This window comes from Thalassotalea euphylliae (assembly GCF_042682785.1).
Taxonomy (GTDB): Bacteria; Pseudomonadota; Gammaproteobacteria; order Enterobacterales; family Alteromonadaceae; genus Thalassotalea_F; species Thalassotalea_F euphylliae.
Map to the genome: position 1 here is coordinate 892,709 of NZ_JBHUIB010000012.1, position 25,738 is coordinate 918,446.

Consider the following 25,738-nt stretch of genomic DNA (forward strand, 5'->3'; position numbering starts at 1 on the left):
ATCACGTAGACAGACAAAGGTAATATTTAAGTTATCCGACCATTAAATCTGATGCATGAAGCCAAGTCAAATAACGCCTTCCTATTGTATCGGCAGTACTAGAATTTTCTTTGACAGTTTTTTGCAAAAACTTTTGAATCTTCAATGACAAGCGCGTTTCTGTCTGTCCAATATTGGTCAATGGTGTTGGCCTCGTTAGAGACTAATGTAAGGCGATGTTTATAAGCCCCCATTTGCTGCTTTAAGTGTTGCTCTATAAAGCCAGTCACATCGTGTTGTGTGATACTTTCCATCGCCTCTAATAGAACGGCTTTTCGATTAAACTCGAAATCTTGATTGGTAATTGACGTCCAAAAACGTTGACTTTTTGTTCTCAGGCTTGCGTCTTTTTCTTTCAGCTGAGCAGCGAGACCATGCTGATAAGTAAACCACTGCTGATCGTCAAGCATTGCGAGTTTTTCTAGAGCAAGCTCTATAAACTCATCCATCGCGGAGACTAATTGTTCAGGTTTAGTATCGGGTGACTGAATGTAGAAAGCGATGCCTGGAAAGCGGTTGATAGGAATATAACCTACATTGACTAAGTAGCCATATTGTTTTTCCGTGCGCATTTCTTGGAAAAATATAGGCGCTAGCAAATGACTGGTTAACATAGCCAATGCCGTTGTTTTTTCTGCTTTATCACTGCAAGGGTAGTAGCATACCGCTGCATGATCGTGATTGGGCATCGTTACGGGGAAGACTAACTCAGGTTGCTCATCTAAGTCGATAACCGGACAAGCGACATGGTTTCTCGCATCATGTCTATGTGAAAAGTGCTCACCAATTGTTTGTGCAATTGACTGAGCTTGACTCTCTAGCCAGTTACCGTGCACTAGGACGTCTAAGGTAATTTGTTCGAATAGGTGCCGTGAAAAGTCCATAAACGTTTCATAGGTAATATGTTCCATCGCTTTTAATAGTGAATTTGATGATGGACTATTGGGTTGCATGAACGAGCTAAGCTTTGAAAACAGCTGAGAAATCGACTTACTCTTGTCAGCATTTCGCCAGTGTTTCATTAATTGATTTTTGATTAATTCAAATTGGCTTGGGTGAAACTGAGGGCTAAGTAGGCTATCCAGCAACCGCTCTAATAACAGAGGCTGTTTTTCGCTTAAACCTGATAACTGAAGTGTTAAGCCACCTTGATGCGCATACAGGTTGTAGTGTATGCCAGCCAATTCGGCATCATAGTGCTCTTCAATGACGTGCTCTGAGAAACAGTCAACAAAGAGGCGCGTCATGGCTATGTTTTCAACACTGTTGACCGAAATAGGTGAGTCGATACCTAAGTAGATATACCCTTTGGGCACCTTAAACGTAGTATCTTGCTTGAACCAAATGCAAAGGCCATTTTTGCTCTCTATTTGAGTGGGCGTCGCTGTTTCATGTGTGTGTGGCCAAACTTTTGGTTTGTCGAGAATGTAAGGGTTCTCTGCTGGCAGCACCAGTTGTTGCATCACATCGATGTTGTTTAATTCATTTATTCGAGCTTTGTCTATGTCTGAAATTGCGTACGGTACTTTATACCATTGGCTTGTTTTATTGGTTTCGTAACATTGGCCAATCTTCACAATACGACAATTATCGGCCGTGAAAAATGAAAGTAATTCTGTAAGTGACTGCTCACGTATGCCGTCCATGACAAAATCACCGTAAATATAATCATCAGTTGGGTAGTGATGCATATTCACCACTAACTGATTTACTGAGTCTAACGGTTTTAACTTTTCTAAAAACTGAAACGCGACTTTAGCTAGTTTTTGCTTCTCAAAATAAAAATGATGGGGAATAGGAGCTCCCTTGAGCAAATTGATATAGCTAAAAATCACATCAATAATACTATCAATTTGCTGTTCTCCCTCTTCTGTCAGGGATATGCTGATATTAAAGTCTTTAAAATTGGAGCCATTTACACCAGAGCCTGCAGTTAAACCTAATGCTAAGTGTTGAGACTTTAAGTATGACAAGATACTGCCTTTTCCCTCATGGCCTAAAAGATAAGCAAGCACAGCTTCAGGCTTGTGACGATAATATTTGTCAATGCTCGGAAGCGCAAAACTGATAATTAATTGTTTATCATTTTTAACAGGGATTACTTGAATTTCTTTACCTAAGTGTTCAGGTAAATATAGCGGCTCCGTTATTGGCGCCTTTTCCGTTTTGGCTGACTTTACATCATCAAAAAACTGATGCGCCCATGATTTGAGTTGGTCAAGTGGTTGCGGTCCTTCTATCGCTAACGTCATGTAGTTAGCACAATAATGAGTTTTATAAAAAGACTCGATTTCTTGCTGGATACTTTGACCATCTCGATCACCTAACGTGTCAATATTCCCAACGGAGAACTGTGCGAAAGGGTGGTTTTGATTTACGGTTTCTTTATGAACGTCGTAAAGGCGTCTGATATCGTCTTTTAACTTTAGCTTAAACTCTGAGTCGATATTCATTCGCTCGCTTTGAACGAATGACTCACTCAATAAAGGCGCCTTGAAGAAGTCTGAAAATCGAGCCAATGCCTCTTCAAAAAAGTTACAGTGAATATCAAAGAAGTAACTGGTGAACTCTGTACCGGTCCAGGCGTTATTATGGCCGCCATGTTGGCTTATAAATTTTTGGTATTCACTACCATCGGGGTAGTTTTCTGTACCCAAAAACAGCATGTGTTCGACGAAATGGGCGAGTCCCTGGCGGTCTTTTGGGTCGTCGAAATGCCCCGCATTGACTGCTAGTGCAGCTGCAGCTCGGTCTGATTCAGAATTTTGAATCAACAACACACGCATGCCATTGTCGAGCGTAATGGGTAGGTAGTGTTTTTTGTCGTTAGGGCTTTGCTTTAACAAATTAACTCCTATCAAACACTAATTTACGAACCGCACCATCAGTAAGTCGTGTTTATTCTTATTATTATAGGCTTGTTTTCTTTATAAATTACCCGAAGGAATAACATCAGTCTATTTTATTCTTAACTGTTGTTATAAATAGTTGGCGCTTTCTTTTACTATAGCCGGAATTTTTCATCTGATATCCGCGAATTTAGAAGTGCGGGAGTAACATTATGCAAATCTTCATTATGCGCCACGGGCAAGCAAGTTTTCAGGCTGAGTCCGATGCGCAACGAAAGCTGACAGAGCAAGGAAAGCTCGAAGCTGAGTTAATGGGAAGATGGATGGAAAAAATGAGCATAAAACCTGAAAAAATTTGGGTGAGTCCTTATGTTCGCGCTCAGCAAACAGCGAACGCGGTAGTTGAACAACTTTCAAGTACTTCGCAGCTAGTTACGCAATCTTTTATTACACCATCTGGCAACGCAACTGATGTGAGAGATATTATTGACGGTGAACTAACAGTAGAGCCGGTTGAACAGCTCTTGCTTGTTTCTCATATGCCTTTTGTTAGCTATATAGTCAGTGAACTTACTCAGCAAGAACATTCGCCAATTTTTCAAACAGCGGGTGTTGTTGAAATTAATTACAATAAAGATGCGATGGTTGGTGAATTTGTTCGTATGGTTGCACCAATCGACTTGTGCTGATGATCAATACTTATCTTTGATATCAATAAGCACTAAAAGGGCTCCGTCACCGCCATATTCAAGAGGGGCTTGATGAAATGCTAACACGTCGGGGTGCTGCACTAGCCAGTGTGGCACCTTTGTCTTCAACACTCGGTTTCCTATGCCATGCACAATGCATACGCACCTAGCGTGTTCTTTGTGACAAGCTTTTAATAGTGCGGCAATTTCTCGCTTCGCGTGTTCTTGTGTCAGGCCGTGTAAATCTAGAATTAAATCGGGTAGATAAACACCACGCCTTAAGTTTTTTGCTTCGAAGCTATCTGTTCCGTCTTTTACATATTTCATTGGGCCTTGGTGGTTTAAATCCGGCTCAAACTCATCTGAAAAGTAAAATTCAGCGCCTTGCTGCGTGGTGAGTGTATTGGCGTTATTTTTCTTTGGTGTACTTTTGCGTTCATGTCGAACTTTGTCCTGAACAATAGGTTTAACTTTACCAATTGATTCCTTAAACAGTGCTTTTTCTTCTTGCGATAATAAATCTTTAAATTTCATGACAAAGGTCGACATTTTCAGGGCGAATAATGATATATTATTTGCTTTGTTTTGTCTCTCAAACTCGCCATATAATTGGCGTTATCATAGGAATAATCATGACGTTGTCTGTGCAATCACAGTTACTGACTATCGAAGACTGGGTACGTTGGAGTGCCAGTGAATTTAACCGTGCAGATCTCTATTTTGGACACGGCACAGATAACGCATGGGATGAAGCAATAAACTTGGTGATGAATGTATTGTCCTTGCCACGCGAATTATTCGAACAAAGTAAGCACGCAAAACTACTGGACTCAGAGAAAGACGATTTGTTAGCGATGATTGAGCGACGTATCGTTGAGCAAATTCCTGCCGCCTATTTAACCAATCAAGCAACGTTCGCTGGGCTTTCTTTTTATGTTGATGAACGCGTACTTGTGCCACGATCACCGATAGCTGAGCTTATTGATAAAAAGTTTGCACCTTTTGTTGGCCAATCGCCGAATCGCGTGCTCGATTTGTGCACAGGCAGTGGTTGTATTGCTATCGCCTGCGCATATACGTTTCCGCTTGCCGAAGTAGATGCTGTCGACTTATCAGTAGATGCGCTTAATGTCGCTCAAATCAACATTGAAGGTCACGGGCTGATGGAACAAGTTATTCCTATTCAATCTGATCTTTTTGCTTCTATCGCGCAAGAAAAATATGATTTAATCGTGACTAACCCTCCTTATGTTGACGCCGAAGACGTTAGCACGTTGCCAGCAGAGTTCACACATGAACCTGAAATGGGCCTTGGTTCTGGGCACGATGGTTTGGATATCACACGAGAAATCCTTGCACAAGCTGCTGCACACCTGACAGATGACGGTGTCTTGGTGTGTGAGGTAGGTAATTCTCAAATTCATGTAGAACAGGCATACCCAGAGGTGCCATTTCACTGGGTAGAGTTCGAACGAGGTGGGCACGGCGTTTTTGTGCTGACAAAAGCACAATTAGACGAACATCAAGTAATTTTTAACCAACGGGTAGTACAACGCTAATGTCGGGAAATACATACGGTAAATTATTCACAGTCACTACATTTGGAGAGAGCCATGGCTTAGGCTTAGGCGCTATTATTGATGGCTGTCCTCCGGGTATTGAATTGAGTGAAGCAGATCTTCAAATAGATTTAGATCGCAGAAAACCGGGTACATCTCGATATACAACAGCTCGCCGAGAAGCCGATGAAGTGAAAATCATGTCTGGCGTTTTTGAAGGGAAAACGACAGGTACAACAATTGGTTTGTTGATTGAAAACACTGATCAGCGTTCAAAAGATTATGGCAACATTGCAACGAGTTTTCGCCCCGGTCATGCAGATTACACCTACACGCAAAAATATGGCTTCAGAGATTACCGAGGTGGTGGGCGTTCTTCTGCTAGAGAAACGGCAATGCGAGTTGCTGCTGGCGCCATCGCCAAAAAATATTTAAAAGAGAAATTGGGGGTTGAAATTAAGGGCTGTGTGTCCCAAATTGCGGATGTCAAAGCAGAGCAGTTCAATTGGGATATCGTTGAAGAGAACCCATTCTTTTTCCCTGATGAAAATAAACTAGAGCAGTTGGATGAAACCCTGCGCGGTATTATTCGCCAAAAAGATTCTATTGGCGCTAAAGTTATGGTTGTCGCGACTAACGTCCCTGTTGGTCTAGGTGAGCCTATCTTTGACCGATTAGACGCTGATATTGCACACAGTTTAATGAGCATTAATGCGGTTAAAGGTGTTGAAATTGGTGATGGATTTGAAGTGGTAAATCAAAAAGGCTCTGAGCATCGTGACGAGTTAACTCCAGATGGCTTCTCAACAAACCATGCTGGCGGTGTGTTGGGTGGTATTTCATCTGGCCAGCCTATCGTCGCGCAGATAGCCCTAAAACCAACGTCAAGTATTGGTGTCAGCGGTCAAACTATCGATGAGAAAGGTGAACCAATGGATATTATCACTAAGGGGCGTCATGACCCATGTGTTGGTATTCGTGCAGTGCCTATCGCAGAGGCGATGCTTGCAATTACCCTGATGGATCACTTTATGAGACATCGAGCGCAAAACGCAGACGTACATTGCCAGACGCCAATAATCGAATAAGGACGAATACGAGCTCGCTACGGCGAGCTTTTTTATCTCATGCACATCAGTAATTTTACGCGACTCTCTAATGGTTATTTTTGGTATTTCGCCGTTTTAGGTTTAGCGATGCCTTTTCTAGCTGTTTGGTTAGAGGGAAGGGGGTTTAGCTCACAGTCGATGGGGGAGATGCTAGCCATTTTCACCGCGACCAAAATTGTGGGTCCAACGTTTTGGGCGTTTTTTGCGGATAAGTCTGGTCGACAATTGAGCGTCATTCGGGCTGGTGCTAGTTTATCGCTAATATTTTTTATTGGCCTTTTCTTTGTTGATGGGTATTGGCCGATCACACTGTTTCTAGCCGCATTTAGCTTGTTTTGGACAGGTGTGCTCCCTCAGTACGAAGTGCTTACCTTAAATTCGTTTCGTAATAACCCCAAGATATATGCACGCATTCGCCTATGGGGCAGTATCGGCTTTATTGCACTTGCTGTTATCGGAGGCGAAGTAATAGCCTCTTTGGGAAGTGAGAGCTTTTTAACGCTGGGTTTAGCGGTACTGTTTGGTTTATGGTTGTCGACGTTGTCGATGAAAGAAAGAGAAGGGGGTCGCAAAGCGCGCAACGAAGTGAAAGGCATGAGTGAGCGGATTTTTAATTTGCCCTTCGTTTACTTTTTTCTAGCGGGATTGTTGCTGCAAATTAGCTTTGGACCATATTATTCCTTCTTTGCTCTCTATGTAAGGGATTTAGGCTACCCAAGCTATGCGGTTGGTGCCTTGATAGGCGTTTCGGTGGTTGCAGAAGTGTTGATATTTGTGCTGATGGGACGTGTTTTTAAACGATTCTCAGTTTTCCAAGTATTGACCTTCAGTATTGCGATTACGGGTATCCGCTGGTTGATAAGTGCTAAGCTTGGCCAGGTTTTGCCTTTGCTGATTATCGCTCAGGTGATGCATGCTGCTAGCTATGCCCTGTACCACAGTGCTTCAATGCAGTTTATTCAATCGCATTTCAAATTCGGCCAACATAATCGTGGACAAGCTATTTATATAAGTGGTGTATACGGTGTTGGCGGTGCTTTGGGCGCTTATATTGCTGGATTACTCTGGCAAGATGGCGCCGGAATAGAACTAAGCTATATTGCTGCTGGCGTGTGCGCTCTGACAGGAGCTTTTTTTGCTGGGTTGTTGATGGTTGCTAAAAAATAATCGACATGTGCAAGTCTGTAAAAACGAAGAGATAAAGCCTACCGGTATAGCCTTCAAATGCAGTTTTATTACTGACATGTGAATTTGATTATTGATCTGACATCATCAGTAAGTACGGATATTGATAGCTGTGTAGATGTTTTCGCCCATTTTTATTAGGCACAAAAAAAGCTCCATATAGGAGCTTTTTTATTTTGGTTATCCGAATTACTCGGTCTTACCAAAAGCAATTGTTAATTCATCAAATGTCTTCACTTGATCAATTACTGCTACTACGTCTTCGTGACGAGTATTGTAGCTAGGAAGAATAACTGCTGTTGAAGTAGCGTTCTTCGCTAGGAAGTTTTCAATACGAGCCGGAAGACGCTCAATATCTACTGCCTTGCCGTTAAAGTTAACTAAGCCATTATCAGAGATCTTCACAACGATCGTTGGGCTAGATTTAGCGTTAGACTTGTTTGATTTAGGTTTAGTCACTTCTAAACCAAGCTCTTTAACGAAAGATGTTGTTACGATGAAAAAGATAAGCAAGATAAAAACAATATCTAGCATCGGTGTCATATCTACATCTGCTTCTTGGCCGTCTTCATGTTTTCTTTTACGACTCATTTTCCCCTCCTAATATCGTTGATGCTACAAAATATACGAATATACTCGTAAGGGCAATCTAAAAATGCGTTTTTGCAACAATACGACGGATATGTCGTTAGTGTTATTTGTAAAGTGCCTGATTATACAGAACGCTATTGGTGTTCGCCAGCCTGAGCAGAAATTAGATTGTAACCAGAAAGCTGTGGAATTGAGGTTTGAATCTCAAACTCTGTCTTGTCTAATTTTATTAATGCTTGGCAAAATAACGCTGCCTTTTGCTCAAGATTATTGGCCTTTTGTCCAATCTCTACTTCGAGCTCTTCACCCATGGTCTCCAGCTTGTCACCAAAAGCATCGACACGTTGCTCTATGGTATCTTCGTCCTTACTTGCCATAGCATCGCCGACAGCCATAAGGATCGTGCCAATAGATTGAGAAACGATCTCTTCGATCTCTTGCTCAAATTCACCGGCAAAAATCTCATCAAAATCATCAAAATCTTGCGGAGCAATATAGTAGCTTTCATCACTATGATTAAATTTCTTACGTAAGCGATATTGCATCTCATCGAACTTTTCTTGCAATTTACGATGAGAAGCGCTGTTTTCACCGGTTAAACCGCCAATCACTTTGTTTACCGCTTTCAGGCCAATTTCGACACCTTCAATCGCTATTGACACTATTTCAGGTACTTGTGCACGAATGCCTTTGCTGAACGTGGAAATTAGTTCACCTTGCTGGTCATCCAATTCAACCTCTCGGCCTAGCACGAAAAGCTGTTTGTCGTGATTGATTTGAAATTGGGTTTGACCTTCATCAAGAATACGAATGTGCTTCGGATCAATGATTACGCCGTAGTTGAAGTTGACATTACAGTGCTCAGCAAGAGCACTGTTGCTAAAAAGGCCAGAAAAGCTTAACGCAGATAGGGCAGCGATAGATCGTTTGTTCACAATAGACCTTGAGCTAAGCAGCTACTTCTAGTTGCTTTGTTTATTAATAATCGGATCAATAATGATCTTACGTTCTTTGTAGATCATCTTGCTTGGCGGGTATTCACGTTTGGTTTTGTCGTGATAATCGCCAACGGTGAGCTCAACACTTTGATACAGCTTTTCCGTCGCTTCGACATACACTGATGCCATAAACTCCTGTTGCTGTGTTTCTATTTGCTCTTTCTCAGCCAGTATCTCACCTAGTTTCTTTGCATGGAACTGATAAGTTGTAACAACTTTTTGTAACATGGCTTTTGATTTAGGGTCTGGTGGCAATTTTTTTAGCTTAGTCTGGGCTGCTTTCAGTTCATTGGTTTTTTCATCTTCAATAGCTGCGCGCGCTTCAATGTCTTGGAGTTGCACTTCAAAGGCTTCCAAAGGCTTATTGAAATTAACCAGTGTTTTACTGCCCGCGGTAGCACCTACAATGCCTGCATGCACTGAAATTCCAGCACTAACTAGGCCGCCGATTAGCTTGCCATTTGCCTTACTTTCTTCGCCAACCCAAAGTGTTTCACCCACTTCAACAAGGCTGTGCATAAGTTGGTTTTCGATACGCATATTGCCGCCACATTCAATATCGGCATATTGACAATATTTTGCATAAAGGTGGCCGCCGCAACGAATTAAGGCACTCATCTCAAAATCGCTGATGTTAGAATCTTCAACATCTTGTTTCTTACCGATAATGCCACTGTTGATGGTAATATCGCCACCCGCTTCAATTTGAGCGGATTCGACAAAGCCGCCGATGGTAATGTCCCCGGTAGCGACTACTCGCATACCTTCTGTCACATCACCGTCGATGATAACACTGCCTTTGAAATCGATATGACCGGTACTGATGTCTACATTTTTAATTTTGTAGACTTCGTCAACTTCCATGCCGTTGTCGATAATTTTTGGTAAACCGACGAGGGTAGAGACAAGTACATTTTGATTTTTAGGGCTTAATATCGTTCCCTGACCAGGGACCAGTTGCGTGTCTTCTCCAGGGGTTGGCTCAAGCGGCTTGGCTGTTACGGTATAGCCTTTCACACCTGGTGTAAGCGGCACTTTCTGTGCCAGAGGATCTCCCACTTTTACACAAATAATATCGCCAAGGTCTCGCATATCAACACTACCGTCTTCTCTTTCTTTAGGGCGGAGAATACGTTCTTGTGCGCTTTGCACTAAGGGCTTGATACGCGCATCTTTACCGTTCTGCGCTTCACGTCCTTTCGCAATGATTTCTTTGACAATACTACCTGGCTCAGCTTTAGCAGCCGTTTGTGCCAGCTTTATCAATTGCTCTTTGCTAAAGCCTTTAGCAACACCAGCTGCCTTTGATGCATCAAGAATGGCTTTTGCACTTAGGTGCTGACCACCGATAGCAGTAGTAATTTCAGCCTCGGCGACCATTTCTTCGCTATCAATGTTGATTTTTATTTCAGCATCTTTACGGGTAAGTACTTCGTAGCGAATTTCACGACCGGAAGCACCACTTTGGAGAGGTTTAAGTACCGAATTAAGCTCGGCAATAGCGTTTTTGATATTAGCTTTATTAACGACAAGATGACTGTATTCTGACGCCTGTATCAGATCTAGCACTGAAGCGTCGTTTATTGAGTCGCCACCTTTAATCGGCTCTAAAAGTAAGTCTACGTTATTTTTATTGTTCGCAACTAAACTTGCTTTTGTCATGGATTGCCCTAATTACTGCATATTCCTTCAAGTAGGCACTGTACTTAAATATAGTTTTCTTGATGAATTTTAATAAAGTTAGCTGTGCCTTCTTTGGTGTAATCGATTTTGTATTCTTTATTGTCGAGTGCTTGTACAAATAAAAGTTTCTTCTCTTCACCAAATACTTCAATTGATCCAAGATCAATAACTTCTTGGTATGCTTTCTTCGCTTCTGACTTCTTGCGAGGTACAACGCCATTGTAGGGTTCAATGCCTCTGTGGCCGACCACTACAGTTTGGTGAGAGCCGTTCACGATTATCAAGTCAATTTTTCTCACTTTGTGGATCACCGTGTTGCGTCCACTGGTAATATAATTTTTCTCGATCAAAACGTAACCTCGTTATTTAATGTCGTTGGTATGTAGCAGTTACTACAGTTATAACTAAACTGCTGTCTCATATACCTAAAATCCTATTCTTTGAATATATTATACTTTCGCCGAAACACGCAAATTTTATAACGGTAATTTAACCTATTTATCAGGTTTTTCGTCTTTCTTTGACGTATCTTGGCTCTTGTTTACTTTTTATTAACTTACGTCTCACGAGATCGAGCGCGACAGCGGTTGCATAGTGTTGAAAATAATAACGATTTCCAGGAAGTAATAGGCAAACGGTCTTTATTTCAGTTGTGTCTCCCCATGCAAACCAAACCGTACCAACAGGCTTTTCCCCTGTTCCGCCGTCTGGGCCTGCTACACCTGAAACAGCTACAGCAATATCGGCACCTGTTTTGGCAAGGGCGCCTTTTGCCATCTCTATCACCACTTGCTGCGATACCGCGCCATGCTTGTTTAGTGTCTCTGGAGAAACATTAACCATGTCAGTTTTTTGTTGATTGGCATATGTTACAAAGCTGCCGTCAAATACTGCAGAGGAGCCTGCTACACGGGTCATGTTGCTGGCTATCATTCCACCCGTACATGACTCGGCAAATGTTACCTTCTTGCCTTGTTCCTTTAGCAGTAATTGAACATGCTCACCAAATGGTTTTGGACCGTCTACGATCTCGGCAACAAGATGGTCGCCTAACAAATGGCTAATTTTCTCTATCCAGAGTGCTTTGCTCGCCAGTGCTTTGGTAGTTTTCGTGGTTAGTTTCAATTCCAGTAGCGGCATGGATGCTCTAAAGCCAAGTTCAATATCATCAGGCCAATCTGGCAATTCTTCATCTACGATTTTTTGTAGGCTAGATTCTCCAACGCCAAACACTTGAAAACGTGTTACATGGTGATGACTCGTATCTGGCGACTGTTTTTTTAGCATCGGAATTATCTCATCCCGAACCATTTTCTTCAGTTCCGCAGGTACGCCAGGCGTGCAATAAATGTGGCAATTGTTATGAACTAACCCAAATCCAACCGCACTGCCAATCGCATTAGCAATAATGCTGCAACCTGACGGCAGCATGGTTTGCTTTAAATTTGGCTTATTTAACGCGAAACCTCGCTTCTCACACCATTGGGTGATGTGAGCTAACGCATCAGGATGTTGAGCGATAGGTTTGCTTGACACTTGCGAGAGCGCTTCGGCTGTAAGGTCATCAATGGTAGGACCAAGTCCACCGTTGATAATAAGTACATCAGCATTGCTACTTAAACGTTCAATCTCGCCTATAAGATCTTGGATGTCATCAGCTACGGTGACTTTCTTTTTAATGGCTAAACCAATGTTGGCAAGCTCTTGCGCTATCATTGCCGAATTACTATCAACAATATCGCCAGACATTAGCTCATCACCAGTCAATAGCAGCTGAATATTTAACATTAAATTTTTCCTTAAAACGTTTAAACCTTTTGCAAAGTGCATGCATCATAAACTATGAATTCAATAAAAGATAACAAGCAAGGGAACAAACATGAAGACAGCAACTAAGACGCTAGCTACTTTATTTGTAACAAGTTTTGCAGTATCACCACTGGTGATGGCAGATGAAGAAAAAGTGATTGAGAAAACGTTTGATGTCCAGCAAGGCGCCTCTTTCGATATTGATAATGTTAACGGTGCAATCAACATCTATAAATCGGACAACGACCAAATAAAAGTTATCGCCACTGTAAGTGCAAAATCTGAATCTCAACTTGAACGTATCAAAATTGATATGGTTCAAAATGGCAATAAAGTGGACGTTGAAACTAAGTACAAGCAAAGTAGTTGGGGTAACAATAACTCGGGTGATGTCAATTATGATGTCTGGTTACCTGACAACATGTCTGAAACAGATGTTGATTTAGTTAATGGCTCTCTAAAAATAGAGGGAGTATCGGGTGAGTTGGATGCTGATCTAGTCAATGGTTCTATTGATGTCTCTGAATTGGACGGAGACGCAAAACTAAATTCAGTCAACGGCAGTGTCACAGCGCGTTACACTAGCTTAACTGCAGTGAAAGATATTGAGATAGAAACCGTCAATGGCAGTATCAAGGTATTTTTGCCAAGTAACCCTGACATTCGTGTAGACGCTGAAACTATGCACGGCAGCATCAAATCAGATTTTAGCTTTGATATTGAAAAAAGTATGTTCTCAGGTCGAAGTATGACAGGCACTGTTGGCAACGGCACTACATCTATGTCACTTGAAAGCGTTAATGGTGGTATTAAAGTCTTTGAAAATTAGATCTCGGGCTAAAGTTTACAGCCGCGTTTTGAGAAAGACGCGGCTTTTTTATGCTTGTTGCAAATAAAGTGACTAGACTGAACAAGTTAGGTGATTAAAAAAATATAAATATTTCATGCAAAAAAAACTATTCCTGCTGTTTTTTCTTTCTACTTGTTGCGCAGCTTTTCACGCAGTTGGGCAGGATAAGGAGTATCTCGTTGGGGTCGAAGACGTTAGCTATTATCCGTTATTCGATTTCGAGAGCGAAAATGTCAATAAACCAAGTTTTGCTAGAGACTTACTCGCTAGTTTTTTCGAAAAGAACAACTACAAGTATAAGTTTGTTGCATTGCCGGTGAAGCGCTTTGATAAATGGTACATCGAGCATAATATTGACTTTAAGTTTCCCGACAATTTTCGATGGCGGGAAGATCACACCAATAAGCTTGGTATTCATTTTTCTGAGCCCATCATTCAGCTGACAGCAGGCACTTATGTATTGAAAAATAATGAAGCGTATACGCGAAACAATGTCACTCGTTTGGCCACTATACGTGGATTTCATCCAACGCTGTGGCTAACAGAAGTCCGAGCTGGAAAGCTACAAATAGTCGAGGAATCTTCACCAGTTTCAGTTGTTAAGCATGTTATAGCTGGTAATGCAGAAGCCACCAACATAGATAAAAATGTTATTCGTCATTCGTTACAAAAATTGTCCTCGAATGAACAGCTTGTATTGGCAGAAAACATATATAATCAACGTTACTATTATCATTTTTCGTCAATTCGATACCCTGAAGTGATTGAAAAATTCAACGTATTTCTTCGTGACAATCAGAATTTAATTCAGTCGTTGAAAAAGAAATACCAAATTGAAGAGTAGGTAAGGTGAGCAACTTTAATCGCAATATGTTGATTGGTCAGTGGGTCAGGAATGATACTGACGATAGTGGTAATCCATTTGTAGAACATGCTGAGTTTTTTGGTGATGGCAGTTTTGAATTTTGCTTTATGACAATGTCTAACAGTGGCGATATTCTTCAACAAGAAATCGAGCTAGGTGATTGGGGACTTGTTGGTGATATTCATTTCACAATGACCAAAAATGAAGTGCTTGATGAAAAGATGATGTCTGCTGATTTAGCAAATCCAGATAATTACCATGCTTACAAAGTTACACAATTAACCGCAGACAGCTTTGCTTATGAACACATCCTGTCAAAAGAGAGCTTTATCCTAAAAAGGGTAATTGATAATATCGGGCACTGTTAAATCACTGTAGCGGACCCCGTAATGCAAACCATTAAAAATGCTAGTTTAATAACTGCAATTAAAACGCCTTTTAATGCCAAAGGTGATATTGATTTAGACACCTATGACAAGCTCGTTGAGCGCCAAATAAAGGCTGGTGTAGATGGTATTATTGTTGGTGGTACGACAGGGGAAGGGCACCTTTTGAGTTGGGAAGAGCATTTGATGCTAATAGCCCACAGTGCGCATAAATTCGGTAGTGATTTACTTATCGTCGGAAATACGGGGAGTAATAATACACGTGAGGCCATAAAAGCCACTGAAAATGGCTTTGCTACCGGAATGGATGCGGCGCTTCAAATAAATCCATACTACGGCCGTACGTCTGAACGTGGTGTCATTGAGCATTTCAAGCAAGTATTAAACATTGGTCCTGCATTTATCTACAATGTACCTGGACGCACGGGGCAGGATTTGACGCCAAATATCATTGAGCCTCTCGCAGACTTGGAAAACTTCGTTGGTGTTAAAGAGTGTGCTGGTAATGAACGTATTGCGTATTACGAACAACGAGGGATAGCGTGTTGGTCAGGTAATGACGATGAGTCTCATGATGGTAGACATCATGTTGACTCGCATGGCGTAATCTCTGTGACGTCTAATATTGTACCGGAGCTTATGCGCTCATTAATGGACAATAAAGATGATGCATTAAATGAGCGCCTTCAACCATTAATGTCATGGCTATTTTGCGAACCTAACCCGATTGCGATTAATACCGCTTTAATGATGACCAATGCCGTAGAAAAAGTGTTTAGACTGCCTTATCAAGCATTAACTGAGGTTCAACGTCGAGAAGGACTTGCGTTACTAAAAGCGTTTGAGTCAGCCGACTTAGTCGGTGAAAATTTGTCTTTGTTGTCCGATAGCGACTTTATTTACGCAAGCTAATTGCTAGCTGTAAGCTGCGCTGCTACTCCTAGGAAATCTAACTGCAGCTCATTCGGGAGCGTATATTGTTTTTCTTGATGAGTAGTAGGGCAGACAAACGATAAAAAGGTCGCGCAAAGTTGCAAATTCAGCGTTTCATGCGACCTAAAATGTGGATTATATAAACGGTCACCAACAATCGGGTGTCCCATACTTGAACTATGCAGCCTTATTTGATGCTTACGACCAGTCTCTATCGTTATTTCAACTAGGCTCACATCAGTTCCGCTTTGATAATCCAACTCTTTAAAGGTACTTTTGGCAGGTTTATCATGGACAGGAGCAACACTCGTCAATGGAGATGCTGATAATTTGCCATGAATAATCGCTTGATATTGTTTTACCAAATCATGTGTTTCGAATAACTTTCCGAATGCTCGTGCTATTTTTTTTGCATGGGCAATAACAATAATACCCGAAGTAGCGCGATCTAATCGGTGTACAGGAAAGGCAACTCTATCATTAGGTAAATGCTGTTCAGCCCATCGCATTATCGTGCAGTGATCGCTCCACTTTGAACCTTGAGCAAGCATACCATAGGGTTTATACCACACACTGTAGTTGCCACAATCCTCAATTAATTTTGCTGTTGGTGGGACTTCACTCAACACTTTTTCGTTAAAATAAAAGTGTAATGAGTCACCGGCAGAAACTTCTTTCTTGAACCGCCGAAGCCTGTTTACTTTGCTTTTTTGCTCAAGCCATAATGCGCCTTTCGAAATAGCCGATTTAAGTTCTGAGGTAGATAAATCAGTAAGTGCTTTGAGAATATCTATTGCTTTCTCACTGGGACCTTGATGATGGTGATGAATTTCGAAAGTTTTCACAGATTAGAGTTTATTTTTCTTAATTGTGCCCAATAATATCAGGTAGACGTATATTTACCTATTGGAAGTCCACATGAGTGAGCAGCCTACAGATTTGCAAGACGATATTCAGCAAGATGAAATTGCGCGCCAACTTGAACAAATGGTTGAGCAAGGTATCGATTTAGAACAAGAATACGAGGTTGAGTTTTCCGTTATATTTCCGAGCCAAGAATTAGCATTGAAATTCGGCCACTTATTGCTCGAACATGGACAGAAGCTTTCATTTTGCACCTACCAAGGTAACGACCAGCTACCATGGGAAATTACTGCTTATCCAAGAATGTTGTTGTCGTACGATAACATCATTGCATACCAGGCATTGCTTATCGAACATAGTGAACACTTCCAAGGGCAATATGATGGTTGGTATTGTCAGGCATTAAGCTAGTGGATCTAACATCGCTCGGGGCGCTGCAACAGCAAAGTAAGAAGTCGTTTAACGACCAAAAAGCGACTATCAAAAAAGTACTTGCGGGTAAGCGCGTGAACTGCAAACAATGCAGAGATATGCTTGTCTTTGTATCTTCAAACGACGAACAGCGGGCTAAGGTATCTTGCAAAAAAGGGTGCACAGATATCGCTTTAGATATTGGGTAAACTTTTGAATTACCTGGCCCATCTGTTTTTATCCCCTAACCAGTCGCAAGTGCGCGTTGGCAATTTGATGGGAGACTTCGTCAAAGGCAACAAGCTTGATTATTTGCCTCCACCAATGGAAGTTGGTGTTTACTTGCATCGCCATATCGATAAATTCACAGATCAACACCCTAGCGTAGAACCATTGAAAAGCCTGTTGTCAAAAGAACGTAGACGTTTTAGTGGCATTATTGCTGATGTCACATTCGATCACTTTCTCGCGAAACACTTTGAGAAATTCTCCAGTGATACCTTAGAGGTTTTTGCTCAGCAATGTTACGAAGAGTTAGCTGCAAATAAGACACATATGCCGGAGAAAATGGCCTTAATGGTTACTCGTATGATTTCAGGCAACTGGTTACTTGCCTACAGAGAGCCTGTCGCTATTGCAGATGCGCTTAATGGCATTAGTCGACGGATACGTTTTGAAAACAAACTGATGGGTGCTGGTGAAGAAGTCATGCCTGCATACCAGGTGTATGAACAGGCATTCTTAGATTTCTTTCCTGAGCTTATTGATTTTTCTCTGAATACGTATCAGCAATTACAGGAAAGTCGCAATGTCATCTAGTGACTTTTTCACCTGCGCATGTGCAGGAATAGTAGCATCTTCAGCAGGGTAGCCTGCTATCAATAACATGTACGCACGATCGTTGTCGCTTCGGCCACAAATTTTGTTTAGGAAAGACATTGGCTTTGGCGTGTGAGTTAATGTCGCTAAACCGGCATTGTGCAACGCGCTGATCAGAAATCCTGTTGCAATACCAACAGACTCGTGCACGTAATAGTTAGTGTTTTTTTCTTCAGCAGAAATGCCACCTTTCTTTTCACTGAAAATGGCAATAAGCCAAGGAGCAATTTCTAAATAAGGCTTTTGTGCATCTGTACCTAGTGGCTTTAACGCATCAAGCCATTCTTCACCCGCGCGACCGCTATAGAAACCCTGTTCATGCAACTCTGCTTGTTCACGAATTTGTTTTTTAATGTCTGAACTTTCGATAGCAACAAATTGCCATGGTTGATGGTTAGCTCCACTTGGTGCTGTACCTGCGGACTTAATACAGTTTTCGATAATTTCTTTGGCGACAGGACGCTCGCTGAATTTTCTAATACTGTGACGACGCTTAATATCTTGATAAAACGCTTCTGAGCGGGACAGCATTTCTTCTGGTGGATATTCGACAAAGTCGGTTAAAGGAGAGCAATCATGTGCTTTCATAAAGATATCTCGTTTTTATTGTTTGGCACGAGTATCCTTTGAGTCGCAAAATGATGCAAGCCCTAATCAACGGCTGTTGTTAAGTGAGTAGATAAGATGTCTTGATATTGTTCAGAACTTTTTAGCTTCACAAGCGCCTGAGAAAATGTCTCTGCTTGTAACGCGTGTTTACCATTTTTAGCAAAAGCTAAGTGCAGTGCTGCTTCATACAAGTGTGGCTCTAGAACTTTGACTTGGTGCTCTTTTTCTCCGCCTAGCTTATTGATGTAGAAAGGCAATATATTTATATCTAATAGTGCTAACGGAAATCGTCCTGCAAGTAGCATTTTTACCTGAGTTTCTTCATTTGGAAGCTCGATAGTATTGAATTTTGCTGCTTGATACGCCTCTCCATAATAATAACCGGCAATACCAGCAACATCGAATTGAGAAATGTCGTTTAAGTTACCTGAAAAGTCGACATCGAAAGCATTGGTGGTAACAAAGTTCATTCGCTCCATAATCAATGGCTCTGATACAAAATTTAAATAGTATTGACGTTCGGCATTCAGGTTGATTGGCATAATGGCATCGATAGTGCCCGATTTAGCCAACTCAAACATGCGTTTCCATGGCATAACTTTATATTCCACTTTTACGTTGCCGATCGCTTTGGATGTTGCTGCGATAATATCAGGCACTAGCCCTTTTACTTCGCCATCTTCTAACCAATGATATGGCGGATAGGCCTGTTCAGGCTTCGCAATTGTAATAGTGACAGGCGCATTACTTAGCTGTTGAGCAACGGCAGTTGCAGAGCCAAGCAAAACCAATATAAATACCAACGGGCGAAAAATAATCAAAACCTATGTTCGTGTGAAATACCACTAACGAACTTAGCATGAAAATTCGATGAAAACATCCATTATCAATGACAATAAAGAACCTATTTAACAAGGTGTTAGCTGTTTTTTATACAATCGTGTCTACTAATGGTTTAGTAGTTTTTCGTGATTGTTTTGATGTGTGCCTGTACCGCGTGCGTGAACAAAAACGAATAATGTCGTGGTTTAGTTTATTCAGCGAATGTTCACCGTGTAAATGTAAACTAGTATGAAAGTACGCGAGAGAAAGATTTATGGAAAAATCTGTTCTATATCAAAGTAAGGCAAGTAGCAGTAGAGAGCAACATGATGAAATATACCTTGGTGACACTTTGTGTATTGGCTTTGTGGACAGAGTCGATTGCAGCAGCTGAACGAGAACGAGCGACTATCCGGTGTAAAGGTGGTCATGTTCGAGGAGGCATGGAAAAGTTTAAAGTCATGTCTATTTGCGGAACACCGCTCGATAGTGATGTGGTGAGTGGGGCCGACCAAGTAAAAGTTGAAAAGCTGCTGTATAAATTGAAAAAGTCACCCTCAGCACCTTTGATTATCTTCACATTTAAAGGTGGCAGATTGTTTAGCATTGTTGAATCGTCGTGAATCGATAGGTGAAAAAGGTGTTAACCAATGTGGTAAATTAAGGTGAATTGTGCAAAATTACGGAAATAATGTGGAAAGGGCGTCTTTGTTTTGCATAGTGCTTGTTTTTATTGGTTTATTTGAATAAAAATAAAGTATGATTTATGTGCTTTTTGTAGAAGATTTACGTTTATTTTCCACTGAATAGGATATCTGACGCTGATTATTTTCGGTTTCATATATACTAAATTTTGCTGAGCAGGTGCGGTAAACAACCAATGACACAACAACGAATTTTGATGGTAGAAGACGACGAAGATTTGGGACAAATTATGTTCCAGTTTTTGGAAGCGTCTGCATTCGACACGCAGTGGCTTAAAACAGGTGAAGATGTTGTGTCTACCGTGCGTCATGCAAAGCCAGACCTTATACTAATGGATGTGATGATACCTGTAGTTGATGGTGTGACGTTAACAAAGCAAATCCGTACCTTTTCTGAGGTACCTATTATTATGGTAACGGCAAAGTCAGATGAGGTTAGCAGGTTGATAGGCTTGCAGACGGGAGTTGATGACTATGTATGTAAGCCTTTTTCTGCACCAGAGCTAATTCTGCGTATTAAAGCCATATTAAGAAGAACTGCCGCAATTAATGCCCAAGATGCAGAGCCAGAAATTCAAAAAAATCAGCTTCAACTTGACGAGAATAAACTCGTTGTTAAGTACCTAGAAAAGACAGAAAAGGTCACGTTTGTTGAGTTTAGCTTACTCAAGCTGCTAACTAGCAACCCTAATCGCATCTACAATCGGGAACAAATAATTAGCTTGGTGTACGAAACATATCGAGATATCAGTGATAGAACTGTAGACAGCCACATTAAAAACTTACGTAAGAAGCTTGTTGCTATAGGCGCTGACCGTGCTTCTATCGAGTCAGTATATGGCGTTGGTTATCGATTTGTTGAAGATGATGCTGCATAGCTACATCCTTCAATTAACATAACCAAACGAGTTGTTTAAACTAAAAAAGCACCGTAAAGGTGCTTTTTTAGTTCATATCATCATTGCCTTTCTCTGTTGTATATCCTTGTATTTCCACCCGCTCGTCTAATAAACGTCCTTGATTGTTAAAAAACAAAGTCGCTCATAAAAACTAAAATCATTAGCACGATATAGGGAAATGCTGTTGTCGGCTTAAATGCATTTCGCGCATATTCTTTTATGAGACTCCCTGTGCTTGGTCGGTTTTCTTGAAATTGTGTGTGAAACTGAAAAGGCTCGGTATCTTGCTCAAGAGACAAAATACGTCCCTCAATACGCGCTTGATATGTTTTCCATATGCCGTCTTGGAACCACAGTATCAGCAAAATCGCTTGAGAGAGAAAACCGGCTTGATCAAAAGCAAAAAATGCGGCCGTGATGATTATGGATATAAGCTTTATGCCAAGGGAGCATTTTTCGTAGCTGTCGTATTGCTTTTGTTGTAATAACCACTCTGACTGTGCAGCTTCAGTTAACATGAATTTTTTGCCTTCTAGATGTGTTAGTGCGTAATTAACTTATGATAAAGGCATTTATATTCACGCACTACATCTCGACTATGTTTATTTGTCGCCGATGCGTATTAGTTTTATTCAAACTGATTTGATGCGCATCTAACGACTGGGTGATTGGTTAAGTGCCGACACAGTTAACAAAGCGCTTTGTGAGTTGTTTAATTTGCGGCTCATCTTGTTGTGTGAATATTGGTTGCGTGAAAATACGCTCCGCACACATCTCTCTAAACGCTTCAAATTTAGCGATACAGGATGCTTTAGTCTCTCCACCGGCTGACTGATAGCTGTCGTCGTCACATAGGTTTAGGGCGAAGTGGCTGGCAGCCGTTAAAAGCTCATGATTGCTCACATCGGCCACTTGCAGCTTATCGAAAACATCTTTGTATGTTTTTATAGGCATGGACTGTTGGGCTTGCTCTATTTTTGTAGCTTCAAAATATTTGTAGGCGCACAAAGCAAGCACCAACACAAATAGGTATTTCATCAAACGATCCTTGTTATCAAAATCTTGAGTTGTGTTAACCCGTCAATTATCCCGTTGTTCTAGTTTTGTTTGCAAGAGGGTAATGCGGTTATTTAGCTTTTTTATCGCATATTGGCTGTAAAAGTAGTGACTAGTAAAGAGCAAAAAGCAAGCACTACTTAATCCGAATACAGGGTCAACTGTGACAACCAATGTAATCGTCACAGCGGCACAAATCACGATGATGGCGAATAGATGCGCGGGGCCGAATAAGTCTCTGTTTTGTTTTTCTAGCTTGGCGAGGTGAGTGTCTAAATCCATAAGCTCTTCCTTGAAATGCAGTGGGTCGTTGCTTTATTTTACTACTTGATACCGATGTACACCTCGATGGTGTTTCCGTTTGGGTAATATTCGAAATCTGTTTTGTATAGCCTTTCGTGTGCACAGCTGTCGCTGGTGAAGTACTGCCAAACGTCTGTCCAAGCATCAATGGCTATTTGTGGCATGTCACCAGATTTTGAAAAAGCGAGGTATTTACCGGCGGGAATATTCCGCTTTTCGAGCGTAATACCTTTGGGTAACTCACGGCCGTCAAAGCCGGCCAACACCGTAAAGTCTCCTTGAAAATCTGATGCGTAATCGTCGTATACACCATATACGCGCTCTCCAGCTTGATAGTTAACAGGTACATGCAGGTCAAATTGCTGCCACAAAGCTGGAATTTTTCCTGTTTCAGGATTGAATTCATTAGCATTGTTGGTGCGTGCGCTAAGTCCATGAACTACCTGTCCGTCAAAGTGCTTTACTTTCATTGCTTCTCCAAACTTGATGTTGCTTACTGACTAGGGGAATTGCTGCGTTAGCTTAGACAAGATTTGTTCAAAATTAAATGTAAGAATGTATTTAAAAGTCAGTTTCTTAGCGCTTTGGCGCTAGAAATATGAAGAGCTAAACTTTACACTTTATTAACCTTGGCTAAACAACAACGATAAGAATTCATCGCCAAGGAAAACATGGAAAGCTATGAACATAATAAAACGGTTAGCCTTGTTAATGGCGATAATATCCACGTCATTTTTTACCAACGCTAATGAGACACAGCATCAAGAGTTAGACAACGATGAAGAGAGTGGTTTCCACTGGGAACTTGATCTTGGCGTCGTCGCTTTTTATCAACAAAGCTTGATCGAGAGCCTTGCGGAATATGACAAAGAAATTGGTATCAATGTCGTTGCATCTGGAGGCATCTATTTTGATAATTTTTTCGCAGAAGTTGCCCCATATTCTGGTAGGCCGTTTACCTTCGGCTACACCCTTCACAAAAGTGAGACTAGACAACTCAACCTTGTGGCAGAATCTCATTTCTTTGAAATATCTGAAGAAGAGCAAGAAAACGGAAACCTGCTTGATGGCATCAACACACGTGAAAGCTCAATGGAAGTGGGGGTTGAGTACTTTGGTATTTTGAAAAAGTATGATTTCCGTCTGACCTTGCTTCACGATGCGTTGAATGAACATAACGGTACCATTGCCAGAGCTGACATATCGCGCCCTTATTTCACTAAGTACGTCATGTTCGTGCCGGGTATTTCTGTCACCTATATCGATGAAAATGCCACTGACTACTACTACGGGGTAAGCCCTGAAGAGGCGACCAGTTATCGTCCGGCATACAAAGCAGATAGCGCTTTAATCACGACGGCTCGGCTTTATGTTGAACGACCTATTGACGAAGATTGGTCAGTTATTGCTGCCGCGAGCTACTCTGCATTCAGTGATGCCATTAATGACAGTCCAATTGTTAACAATCGGAACGAAGCCTATAACATCAGTGTTGGGGTGTTATGGACGTTCTAAGCCACGCAATGAAGCGACTATTATTGGCCCTCTTTGCGGTATTTAGCATGCCTAGCTTGTTGCACGCTCAGCAAACAGAGGCACCGTCGCAAGCTTCGCTGACCATGAAACAGCCTATTCTTACCGCTAGCCCCAATGTGTGTGAGCTAGAGAAAGATAGCTACTTGTGTGAGGTGAAAGCAGCGTTGATTTGGGAAATGCCTGTTGCAGGCCATTATTGTTTGTATGAAGCCGAAGAAACCGTGCCTTTGCAATGCTGGGACAATAATTGGTCAGGCAGTCATGTTTTGACATTCCAGTCGGATAAACCAATCACTTACGTGCTCAAACCATTTGGAGACAACACGGTGGTAATTGAAGCGACAGTGAATGTGATTGGCACATTAGAACAACGTATTCGAGCAAAGCGTCGCCGTCGATTCCTACGCTTTTTCTAGCGCCTAAATGTTTCAACGTCTTGACAGTTTTTGACAACTCCCAAAGTTTTTGACAGAAAGCCACACAAACCCACAGAACCACTAAAGATTAAGACACAACCGCTGATTATCCTTTTCCTCAACAAGTCACTCACATAAATTGTTAAAGGAAATAAACATGAAAAAATTAGCGAGCACATTACTTTTACTTGGTCTTACATCTACAGCGATGGCACAAACGCCCAAAAATGTTATTGAACGTCCTATAACATTAGCGGACGGTGAACTTATGTTCTCTGGTGCATTAATGTTTGGCGAGCAAACTGATGGTGAAGATGAATGGATTGTTGCGCCAGGCATTGCATATGGTGTTACAGACGATTTTAGTATCAGCTTAGGCGATTTACGCTACCGTTTTATGGAACGCGAGAACAACGGGCACGGTAAAGGTTTAGAGCTTACATTTGGTATTGGTTTTGAAGGCCAGCGAGAGGTTCGTGGTGCAGATGATTCAAACGGCGTTTATGCTGATATTACCGGTAAGTATGTATTTAATCGTGATACAGCGGCGTACTTCTCTACCGCTTATGTTCATTGGGGAGAAGATAAACGAGATGATCGCTCAGAAATTCGCTACACCGTTGGCATTCAACAAAACCTAATAAACAATGTTAGCGCTTTTGCTAGCTACACATACAGCGATTTACGAGACTTTGAAGATGATTCGGCAAATGCTGGCTCTGTCGGGTTAAACTACGCTTTGTCAAAAACAATGGATGTTGGCATGTTTGTTAGTTATTCAGACTTTGATGCTGAAGACAATGGCTACAAAGCTGATGATATCTTTGAAAAAAGTGCAGGAATTTATTTCGCAACTCGCTTTTAGTTGTACAATGACATTATTGTCATTTTATCAAAATCGCACTTGAGCATGACGCTTGAGTGCGAGGTTTAAAATGAACCGGGAGAGATTCATTGACCACACAAGCAAATCAAGGACATGTATTCCTCGTTGAAGACGACGAAAGTTTGGCATCCTTAGTTCAAGATTATTTTCAACGACAAGGGTTTACGGTATCTGTTGAAGGGCATGGTGATAATGCAGTAGAAAGGATACTAAGTGCAAAACCCGATATTGTTATTCTTGACATTATGTTGCCAGGTAAGAATGGTTTAGATATCTGTCGCGAATTGCGGCCGCAAATAGATACCCCTATTTTAATGCTAACCGCCCGTACTGACGACATTGATCAAATTATTGGTCTTGAGGTGGGCGCGGATGACTATATTTGTAAACCAGTCAAACCACGTTTGCTGTTAGCCAAAGTTAATGCCACGCTTCGACGCACACATAGTCAGCCCTCAGCGTCAGACAAACCAATATACCAAAACGGTGTTATTGTTCACGGTGATTTACGTGTAGATAAAGGCAAACAAGAAGTGCATTTGGCGAATGAACCGGTAGAACTTACTACTAATGAAATCGCTTTATTGTTCCAGTTTGCCTCTCATGCCGATAGCATTTTAACGCGTGATGATCTTTTGAATAATTTACGCGGCTTTGGTTATGACGGACTCGACCGTACAGTAGATATGCTGGTGTCGCGTTTACGCAAAAAGCTAGGGGACAATTCGACTAAGCCACAAAAAATAAAAACGGTGTGGAAAAAAGGGTATTTATTTGTTTCTGACGCTTGGTAGTCATGTGTGTAGGA

General features: G+C 41.4%; 31 protein-coding genes. 17 read left to right on the top strand and 14 right to left on the bottom strand.

From position 1 onward, the window contains the following. Positions 1–98: 98 nt before the first annotated feature. The gene (locus ACFSJY_RS18450; RefSeq protein ID WP_386037895.1) at positions 99–2,885 is read right to left on the bottom strand and encodes an insulinase family protein; all 2,787 of its coding nucleotides are present in this window, start codon (positions 2,883–2,885) and stop codon (positions 99–101) included. A gap of 215 nt (positions 2,886–3,100) precedes the next feature. On the opposite strand from ACFSJY_RS18450, the gene sixA reads away from it, so the two are divergent. Next, entirely contained in the window at positions 3,101–3,577 is a 477-nt protein-coding gene (gene sixA / locus ACFSJY_RS18455; protein ID WP_386037898.1) for a phosphohistidine phosphatase SixA, read from the top strand. Positions 3,578–3,580: 3 nt separating this feature from the next. On the opposite strand, the gene smrB is transcribed toward sixA, so the two are convergent. Beyond that, entirely contained in the window at positions 3,581–4,111 is a 531-nt protein-coding gene (gene smrB, locus ACFSJY_RS18460; protein WP_386037901.1) for an endonuclease SmrB, read from the bottom strand. Between the two features lie 98 nt (positions 4,112–4,209). Here smrB and prmB point away from each other — a divergent pair, with 98 nt between their 5' ends. Genes prmB through ACFSJY_RS18475 form a run of 3 tightly spaced genes read left to right on the top strand, consistent with a single transcriptional unit; the run spans position 4,210 to position 7,412 of the window. Continuing rightward, a complete protein-coding gene (gene prmB / locus ACFSJY_RS18465; protein ID WP_386037904.1) occupies positions 4,210–5,136 on the top strand; it encodes a 50S ribosomal protein L3 N(5)-glutamine methyltransferase in 927 nt (308 codons plus the stop codon). Continuing rightward, positions 5,136–6,224, top strand: coding sequence for a chorismate synthase (gene aroC / locus ACFSJY_RS18470; RefSeq protein WP_386037907.1), 1,089 nt, complete (start codon positions 5,136–5,138; stop codon positions 6,222–6,224). Before prmB ends, aroC begins: the two co-directional genes overlap by 1 nt. Before the next feature lie 39 nt (positions 6,225–6,263). After that, positions 6,264–7,412: an MFS transporter gene (locus tag ACFSJY_RS18475; protein ID WP_386037910.1), complete on the top strand. Its 1,149-nt coding sequence runs from the start codon at positions 6,264–6,266 to the stop codon at positions 7,410–7,412. Between the two features lie 207 nt (positions 7,413–7,619). Here ACFSJY_RS18475 and ACFSJY_RS18480 read toward each other — a convergent pair whose 3' ends face one another. From ACFSJY_RS18480 to ACFSJY_RS18500, 5 genes are all read right to left on the bottom strand, one after another. Beyond that, on the bottom strand, positions 7,620–8,021 hold the full coding sequence (locus ACFSJY_RS18480) for an ExbD/TolR family protein (RefSeq protein ID WP_386037913.1): 402 nt from the start codon (positions 8,019–8,021) through the stop codon (positions 7,620–7,622). A gap of 134 nt (positions 8,022–8,155) precedes the next feature. Then, positions 8,156–8,956 carry a YggN family protein gene (locus tag ACFSJY_RS18485; protein ID WP_386037916.1) on the bottom strand — a complete coding sequence of 267 codons (801 nt, stop codon included), beginning with the start codon at positions 8,954–8,956 and terminating at the stop codon, positions 8,156–8,158. A 27-nt stretch (positions 8,957–8,983) separates the two neighbouring features. Beyond that, entirely contained in the window at positions 8,984–10,681 is a 1,698-nt protein-coding gene (locus ACFSJY_RS18490; RefSeq protein ID WP_386037919.1) for a DUF342 domain-containing protein, read from the bottom strand. 44 nt (positions 10,682–10,725) lie between these two features. Further along, positions 10,726–11,052 (bottom strand): hypothetical protein, encoded by a 327-nt coding sequence (locus ACFSJY_RS18495; protein WP_386037922.1) that lies wholly within the window; start codon positions 11,050–11,052, stop codon positions 10,726–10,728. 151 nt (positions 11,053–11,203) lie between these two features. After that, positions 11,204–12,490, bottom strand: coding sequence for a CinA family nicotinamide mononucleotide deamidase-related protein (locus ACFSJY_RS18500; RefSeq protein WP_386037925.1), 1,287 nt, complete (start codon positions 12,488–12,490; stop codon positions 11,204–11,206). A 91-nt stretch (positions 12,491–12,581) separates the two neighbouring features. On the opposite strand from ACFSJY_RS18500, the gene ACFSJY_RS18505 reads away from it, so the two are divergent. From ACFSJY_RS18505 to dapA, 4 genes are all read left to right on the top strand, one after another. Then, entirely contained in the window at positions 12,582–13,340 is a 759-nt protein-coding gene (locus ACFSJY_RS18505) for a DUF4097 family beta strand repeat-containing protein (protein ID WP_386037928.1), read from the top strand. A gap of 115 nt (positions 13,341–13,455) precedes the next feature. Further along, positions 13,456–14,205, top strand: a complete 750-nt coding sequence (locus tag ACFSJY_RS18510) for a hypothetical protein (protein ID WP_386037931.1) — start codon at positions 13,456–13,458, stop codon at positions 14,203–14,205. Between the two features lie 5 nt (positions 14,206–14,210). Continuing rightward, on the top strand, positions 14,211–14,594 hold the full coding sequence (locus tag ACFSJY_RS18515) for a hypothetical protein (RefSeq protein WP_386037934.1): 384 nt from the start codon (positions 14,211–14,213) through the stop codon (positions 14,592–14,594). Positions 14,595–14,615: 21 nt separating this feature from the next. Continuing rightward, entirely contained in the window at positions 14,616–15,524 is a 909-nt protein-coding gene (gene dapA / locus ACFSJY_RS18520) for a 4-hydroxy-tetrahydrodipicolinate synthase (RefSeq protein WP_386037937.1), read from the top strand. Here the strand turns inward: dapA and ACFSJY_RS18525 are convergent. Continuing rightward, entirely contained in the window at positions 15,521–16,390 is an 870-nt protein-coding gene (locus tag ACFSJY_RS18525) for an RluA family pseudouridine synthase (RefSeq protein WP_386037940.1), read from the bottom strand. The genes dapA and ACFSJY_RS18525 overlap by 4 nt on opposite strands. A 73-nt stretch (positions 16,391–16,463) precedes the next feature. On the opposite strand from ACFSJY_RS18525, the gene ACFSJY_RS18530 reads away from it, so the two are divergent. The 3 genes from ACFSJY_RS18530 to ACFSJY_RS18540 are packed head-to-tail and all read left to right on the top strand — an operon-like array spanning position 16,464 to position 17,639. Beyond that, positions 16,464–16,820 (top strand): ribonuclease E inhibitor RraB, encoded by a 357-nt coding sequence (locus tag ACFSJY_RS18530; RefSeq protein WP_386037943.1) that lies wholly within the window; start codon positions 16,464–16,466, stop codon positions 16,818–16,820. Further along, positions 16,820–17,029: a hypothetical protein gene (locus tag ACFSJY_RS18535; protein ID WP_386037946.1), complete on the top strand. Its 210-nt coding sequence runs from the start codon at positions 16,820–16,822 to the stop codon at positions 17,027–17,029. The genes ACFSJY_RS18530 and ACFSJY_RS18535 overlap by 1 nt, the downstream gene beginning before the upstream one ends. A gap of 4 nt (positions 17,030–17,033) precedes the next feature. Then, positions 17,034–17,639 (top strand): acyl carrier protein phosphodiesterase, encoded by a 606-nt coding sequence (locus tag ACFSJY_RS18540; RefSeq protein WP_386037949.1) that lies wholly within the window; start codon positions 17,034–17,036, stop codon positions 17,637–17,639. Here the strand turns inward: ACFSJY_RS18540 and ACFSJY_RS18545 are convergent. Together ACFSJY_RS18545 and ACFSJY_RS18550 are read right to left on the bottom strand one after the other, a co-directional pair. Next, on the bottom strand, positions 17,613–18,287 hold the full coding sequence (locus ACFSJY_RS18545; protein ID WP_386037952.1) for a nitroreductase family protein: 675 nt from the start codon (positions 18,285–18,287) through the stop codon (positions 17,613–17,615). The two genes, ACFSJY_RS18540 and ACFSJY_RS18545, sit on opposite strands and share 27 nt — an antisense overlap. A 62-nt stretch (positions 18,288–18,349) precedes the next feature. Beyond that, complete coding sequence (locus ACFSJY_RS18550) at positions 18,350–19,129, bottom strand: substrate-binding periplasmic protein (protein ID WP_386037955.1); 780 nt, start codon at positions 19,127–19,129, stop codon at positions 18,350–18,352. Between the two features lie 327 nt (positions 19,130–19,456). On the opposite strand from ACFSJY_RS18550, the gene ACFSJY_RS18555 reads away from it, so the two are divergent. Together ACFSJY_RS18555 and ACFSJY_RS18560 are read left to right on the top strand one after the other, a co-directional pair. After that, a complete protein-coding gene (locus tag ACFSJY_RS18555; RefSeq protein ID WP_386037958.1) occupies positions 19,457–19,753 on the top strand; it encodes a DUF2845 domain-containing protein in 297 nt (98 codons plus the stop codon). 257 nt (positions 19,754–20,010) lie between these two features. Then, positions 20,011–20,712: a response regulator gene (locus tag ACFSJY_RS18560; RefSeq protein ID WP_386037961.1), complete on the top strand. Its 702-nt coding sequence runs from the start codon at positions 20,011–20,013 to the stop codon at positions 20,710–20,712. Positions 20,713–20,858: 146 nt separating this feature from the next. On the opposite strand, the gene ACFSJY_RS18565 is transcribed toward ACFSJY_RS18560, so the two are convergent. The 4 genes from ACFSJY_RS18565 to ACFSJY_RS18580 all read right to left on the bottom strand — a co-directional run bounded on the left by ACFSJY_RS18565 (position 20,859) and on the right by ACFSJY_RS18580 (position 22,562). Further along, positions 20,859–21,251 (bottom strand): hypothetical protein, encoded by a 393-nt coding sequence (locus ACFSJY_RS18565; protein WP_386037964.1) that lies wholly within the window; start codon positions 21,249–21,251, stop codon positions 20,859–20,861. A 154-nt stretch (positions 21,252–21,405) separates the two neighbouring features. After that, a complete protein-coding gene (locus ACFSJY_RS18570) occupies positions 21,406–21,771 on the bottom strand; it encodes a hypothetical protein (protein WP_386037967.1) in 366 nt (121 codons plus the stop codon). 42 nt (positions 21,772–21,813) lie between these two features. After that, positions 21,814–22,071: a hypothetical protein gene (locus ACFSJY_RS18575; protein WP_386037970.1), complete on the bottom strand. Its 258-nt coding sequence runs from the start codon at positions 22,069–22,071 to the stop codon at positions 21,814–21,816. 41 nt (positions 22,072–22,112) lie between these two features. Beyond that, entirely contained in the window at positions 22,113–22,562 is a 450-nt protein-coding gene (locus tag ACFSJY_RS18580; RefSeq protein ID WP_386037973.1) for a GyrI-like domain-containing protein, read from the bottom strand. A 211-nt stretch (positions 22,563–22,773) separates the two neighbouring features. Between ACFSJY_RS18580 and ACFSJY_RS18585 the strand changes: the two genes are divergently transcribed. The 4 genes from ACFSJY_RS18585 (at position 22,774) to ACFSJY_RS18600 (ending at position 25,724) form a co-directional block, all read left to right on the top strand. Next, complete coding sequence (locus ACFSJY_RS18585) at positions 22,774–23,607, top strand: MipA/OmpV family protein (protein ID WP_386037976.1); 834 nt, start codon at positions 22,774–22,776, stop codon at positions 23,605–23,607. Between the two features lie 8 nt (positions 23,608–23,615). After that, on the top strand, positions 23,616–24,044 hold the full coding sequence (locus ACFSJY_RS18590; RefSeq protein ID WP_386037979.1) for a DUF3019 domain-containing protein: 429 nt from the start codon (positions 23,616–23,618) through the stop codon (positions 24,042–24,044). Positions 24,045–24,201: 157 nt separating this feature from the next. Continuing rightward, positions 24,202–24,909, top strand: a complete 708-nt coding sequence (locus tag ACFSJY_RS18595) for a hypothetical protein (protein ID WP_386037981.1) — start codon at positions 24,202–24,204, stop codon at positions 24,907–24,909. Positions 24,910–24,998: 89 nt separating this feature from the next. Beyond that, a complete protein-coding gene (locus tag ACFSJY_RS18600) occupies positions 24,999–25,724 on the top strand; it encodes a response regulator (protein ID WP_386037984.1) in 726 nt (241 codons plus the stop codon). Positions 25,725–25,738: the final 14 nt, after the last annotated feature.

What these genes read in the sequence shown, in the direction of transcription:
- ACFSJY_RS18580 (WP_386037973.1), bottom strand. Translation starts at nt 22,562, where the DNA reads ATGAAAGTAAAGCACTTTGACGGACAGGTAGTTCATGGACTTAGCGCA.
- ACFSJY_RS18555 (WP_386037958.1), top strand. Translation starts at nt 19,457, where the DNA reads ATGATGAAATATACCTTGGTGACACTTTGTGTATTGGCTTTGTGGACA.
- ACFSJY_RS18590 (WP_386037979.1), top strand. Translation starts at nt 23,616, where the DNA reads ATGAAGCGACTATTATTGGCCCTCTTTGCGGTATTTAGCATGCCTAGC.
- ACFSJY_RS18475 (WP_386037910.1), top strand. Translation starts at nt 6,264, where the DNA reads ATGCACATCAGTAATTTTACGCGACTCTCTAATGGTTATTTTTGGTAT.
- ACFSJY_RS18500 (WP_386037925.1), bottom strand. Translation starts at nt 12,490, where the DNA reads ATGTTAAATATTCAGCTGCTATTGACTGGTGATGAGCTAATGTCTGGC.
- sixA (WP_386037898.1), top strand. Translation starts at nt 3,101, where the DNA reads ATGCAAATCTTCATTATGCGCCACGGGCAAGCAAGTTTTCAGGCTGAG.
- ACFSJY_RS18490 (WP_386037919.1), bottom strand. Translation starts at nt 10,681, where the DNA reads ATGACAAAAGCAAGTTTAGTTGCGAACAATAAAAATAACGTAGACTTA.
- ACFSJY_RS18530 (WP_386037943.1), top strand. Translation starts at nt 16,464, where the DNA reads ATGAGTGAGCAGCCTACAGATTTGCAAGACGATATTCAGCAAGATGAA.
- ACFSJY_RS18510 (WP_386037931.1), top strand. Translation starts at nt 13,456, where the DNA reads ATGCAAAAAAAACTATTCCTGCTGTTTTTTCTTTCTACTTGTTGCGCA.
- aroC (WP_386037907.1), top strand. Translation starts at nt 5,136, where the DNA reads ATGTCGGGAAATACATACGGTAAATTATTCACAGTCACTACATTTGGA.
- ACFSJY_RS18595 (WP_386037981.1), top strand. Translation starts at nt 24,202, where the DNA reads ATGAAAAAATTAGCGAGCACATTACTTTTACTTGGTCTTACATCTACA.
- ACFSJY_RS18575 (WP_386037970.1), bottom strand. Translation starts at nt 22,071, where the DNA reads ATGGATTTAGACACTCACCTCGCCAAGCTAGAAAAACAAAACAGAGAC.
- dapA (WP_386037937.1), top strand. Translation starts at nt 14,616, where the DNA reads ATGCAAACCATTAAAAATGCTAGTTTAATAACTGCAATTAAAACGCCT.
- prmB (WP_386037904.1), top strand. Translation starts at nt 4,210, where the DNA reads ATGACGTTGTCTGTGCAATCACAGTTACTGACTATCGAAGACTGGGTA.
- ACFSJY_RS18505 (WP_386037928.1), top strand. Translation starts at nt 12,582, where the DNA reads ATGAAGACAGCAACTAAGACGCTAGCTACTTTATTTGTAACAAGTTTT.
- ACFSJY_RS18565 (WP_386037964.1), bottom strand. Translation starts at nt 21,251, where the DNA reads ATGTTAACTGAAGCTGCACAGTCAGAGTGGTTATTACAACAAAAGCAA.
- ACFSJY_RS18585 (WP_386037976.1), top strand. Translation starts at nt 22,774, where the DNA reads ATGAACATAATAAAACGGTTAGCCTTGTTAATGGCGATAATATCCACG.
- ACFSJY_RS18570 (WP_386037967.1), bottom strand. Translation starts at nt 21,771, where the DNA reads ATGAAATACCTATTTGTGTTGGTGCTTGCTTTGTGCGCCTACAAATAT.
- smrB (WP_386037901.1), bottom strand. Translation starts at nt 4,111, where the DNA reads ATGAAATTTAAAGATTTATTATCGCAAGAAGAAAAAGCACTGTTTAAG.
- ACFSJY_RS18545 (WP_386037952.1), bottom strand. Translation starts at nt 18,287, where the DNA reads ATGAAAGCACATGATTGCTCTCCTTTAACCGACTTTGTCGAATATCCA.
- ACFSJY_RS18560 (WP_386037961.1), top strand. Translation starts at nt 20,011, where the DNA reads ATGACACAACAACGAATTTTGATGGTAGAAGACGACGAAGATTTGGGA.
- ACFSJY_RS18480 (WP_386037913.1), bottom strand. Translation starts at nt 8,021, where the DNA reads ATGAGTCGTAAAAGAAAACATGAAGACGGCCAAGAAGCAGATGTAGAT.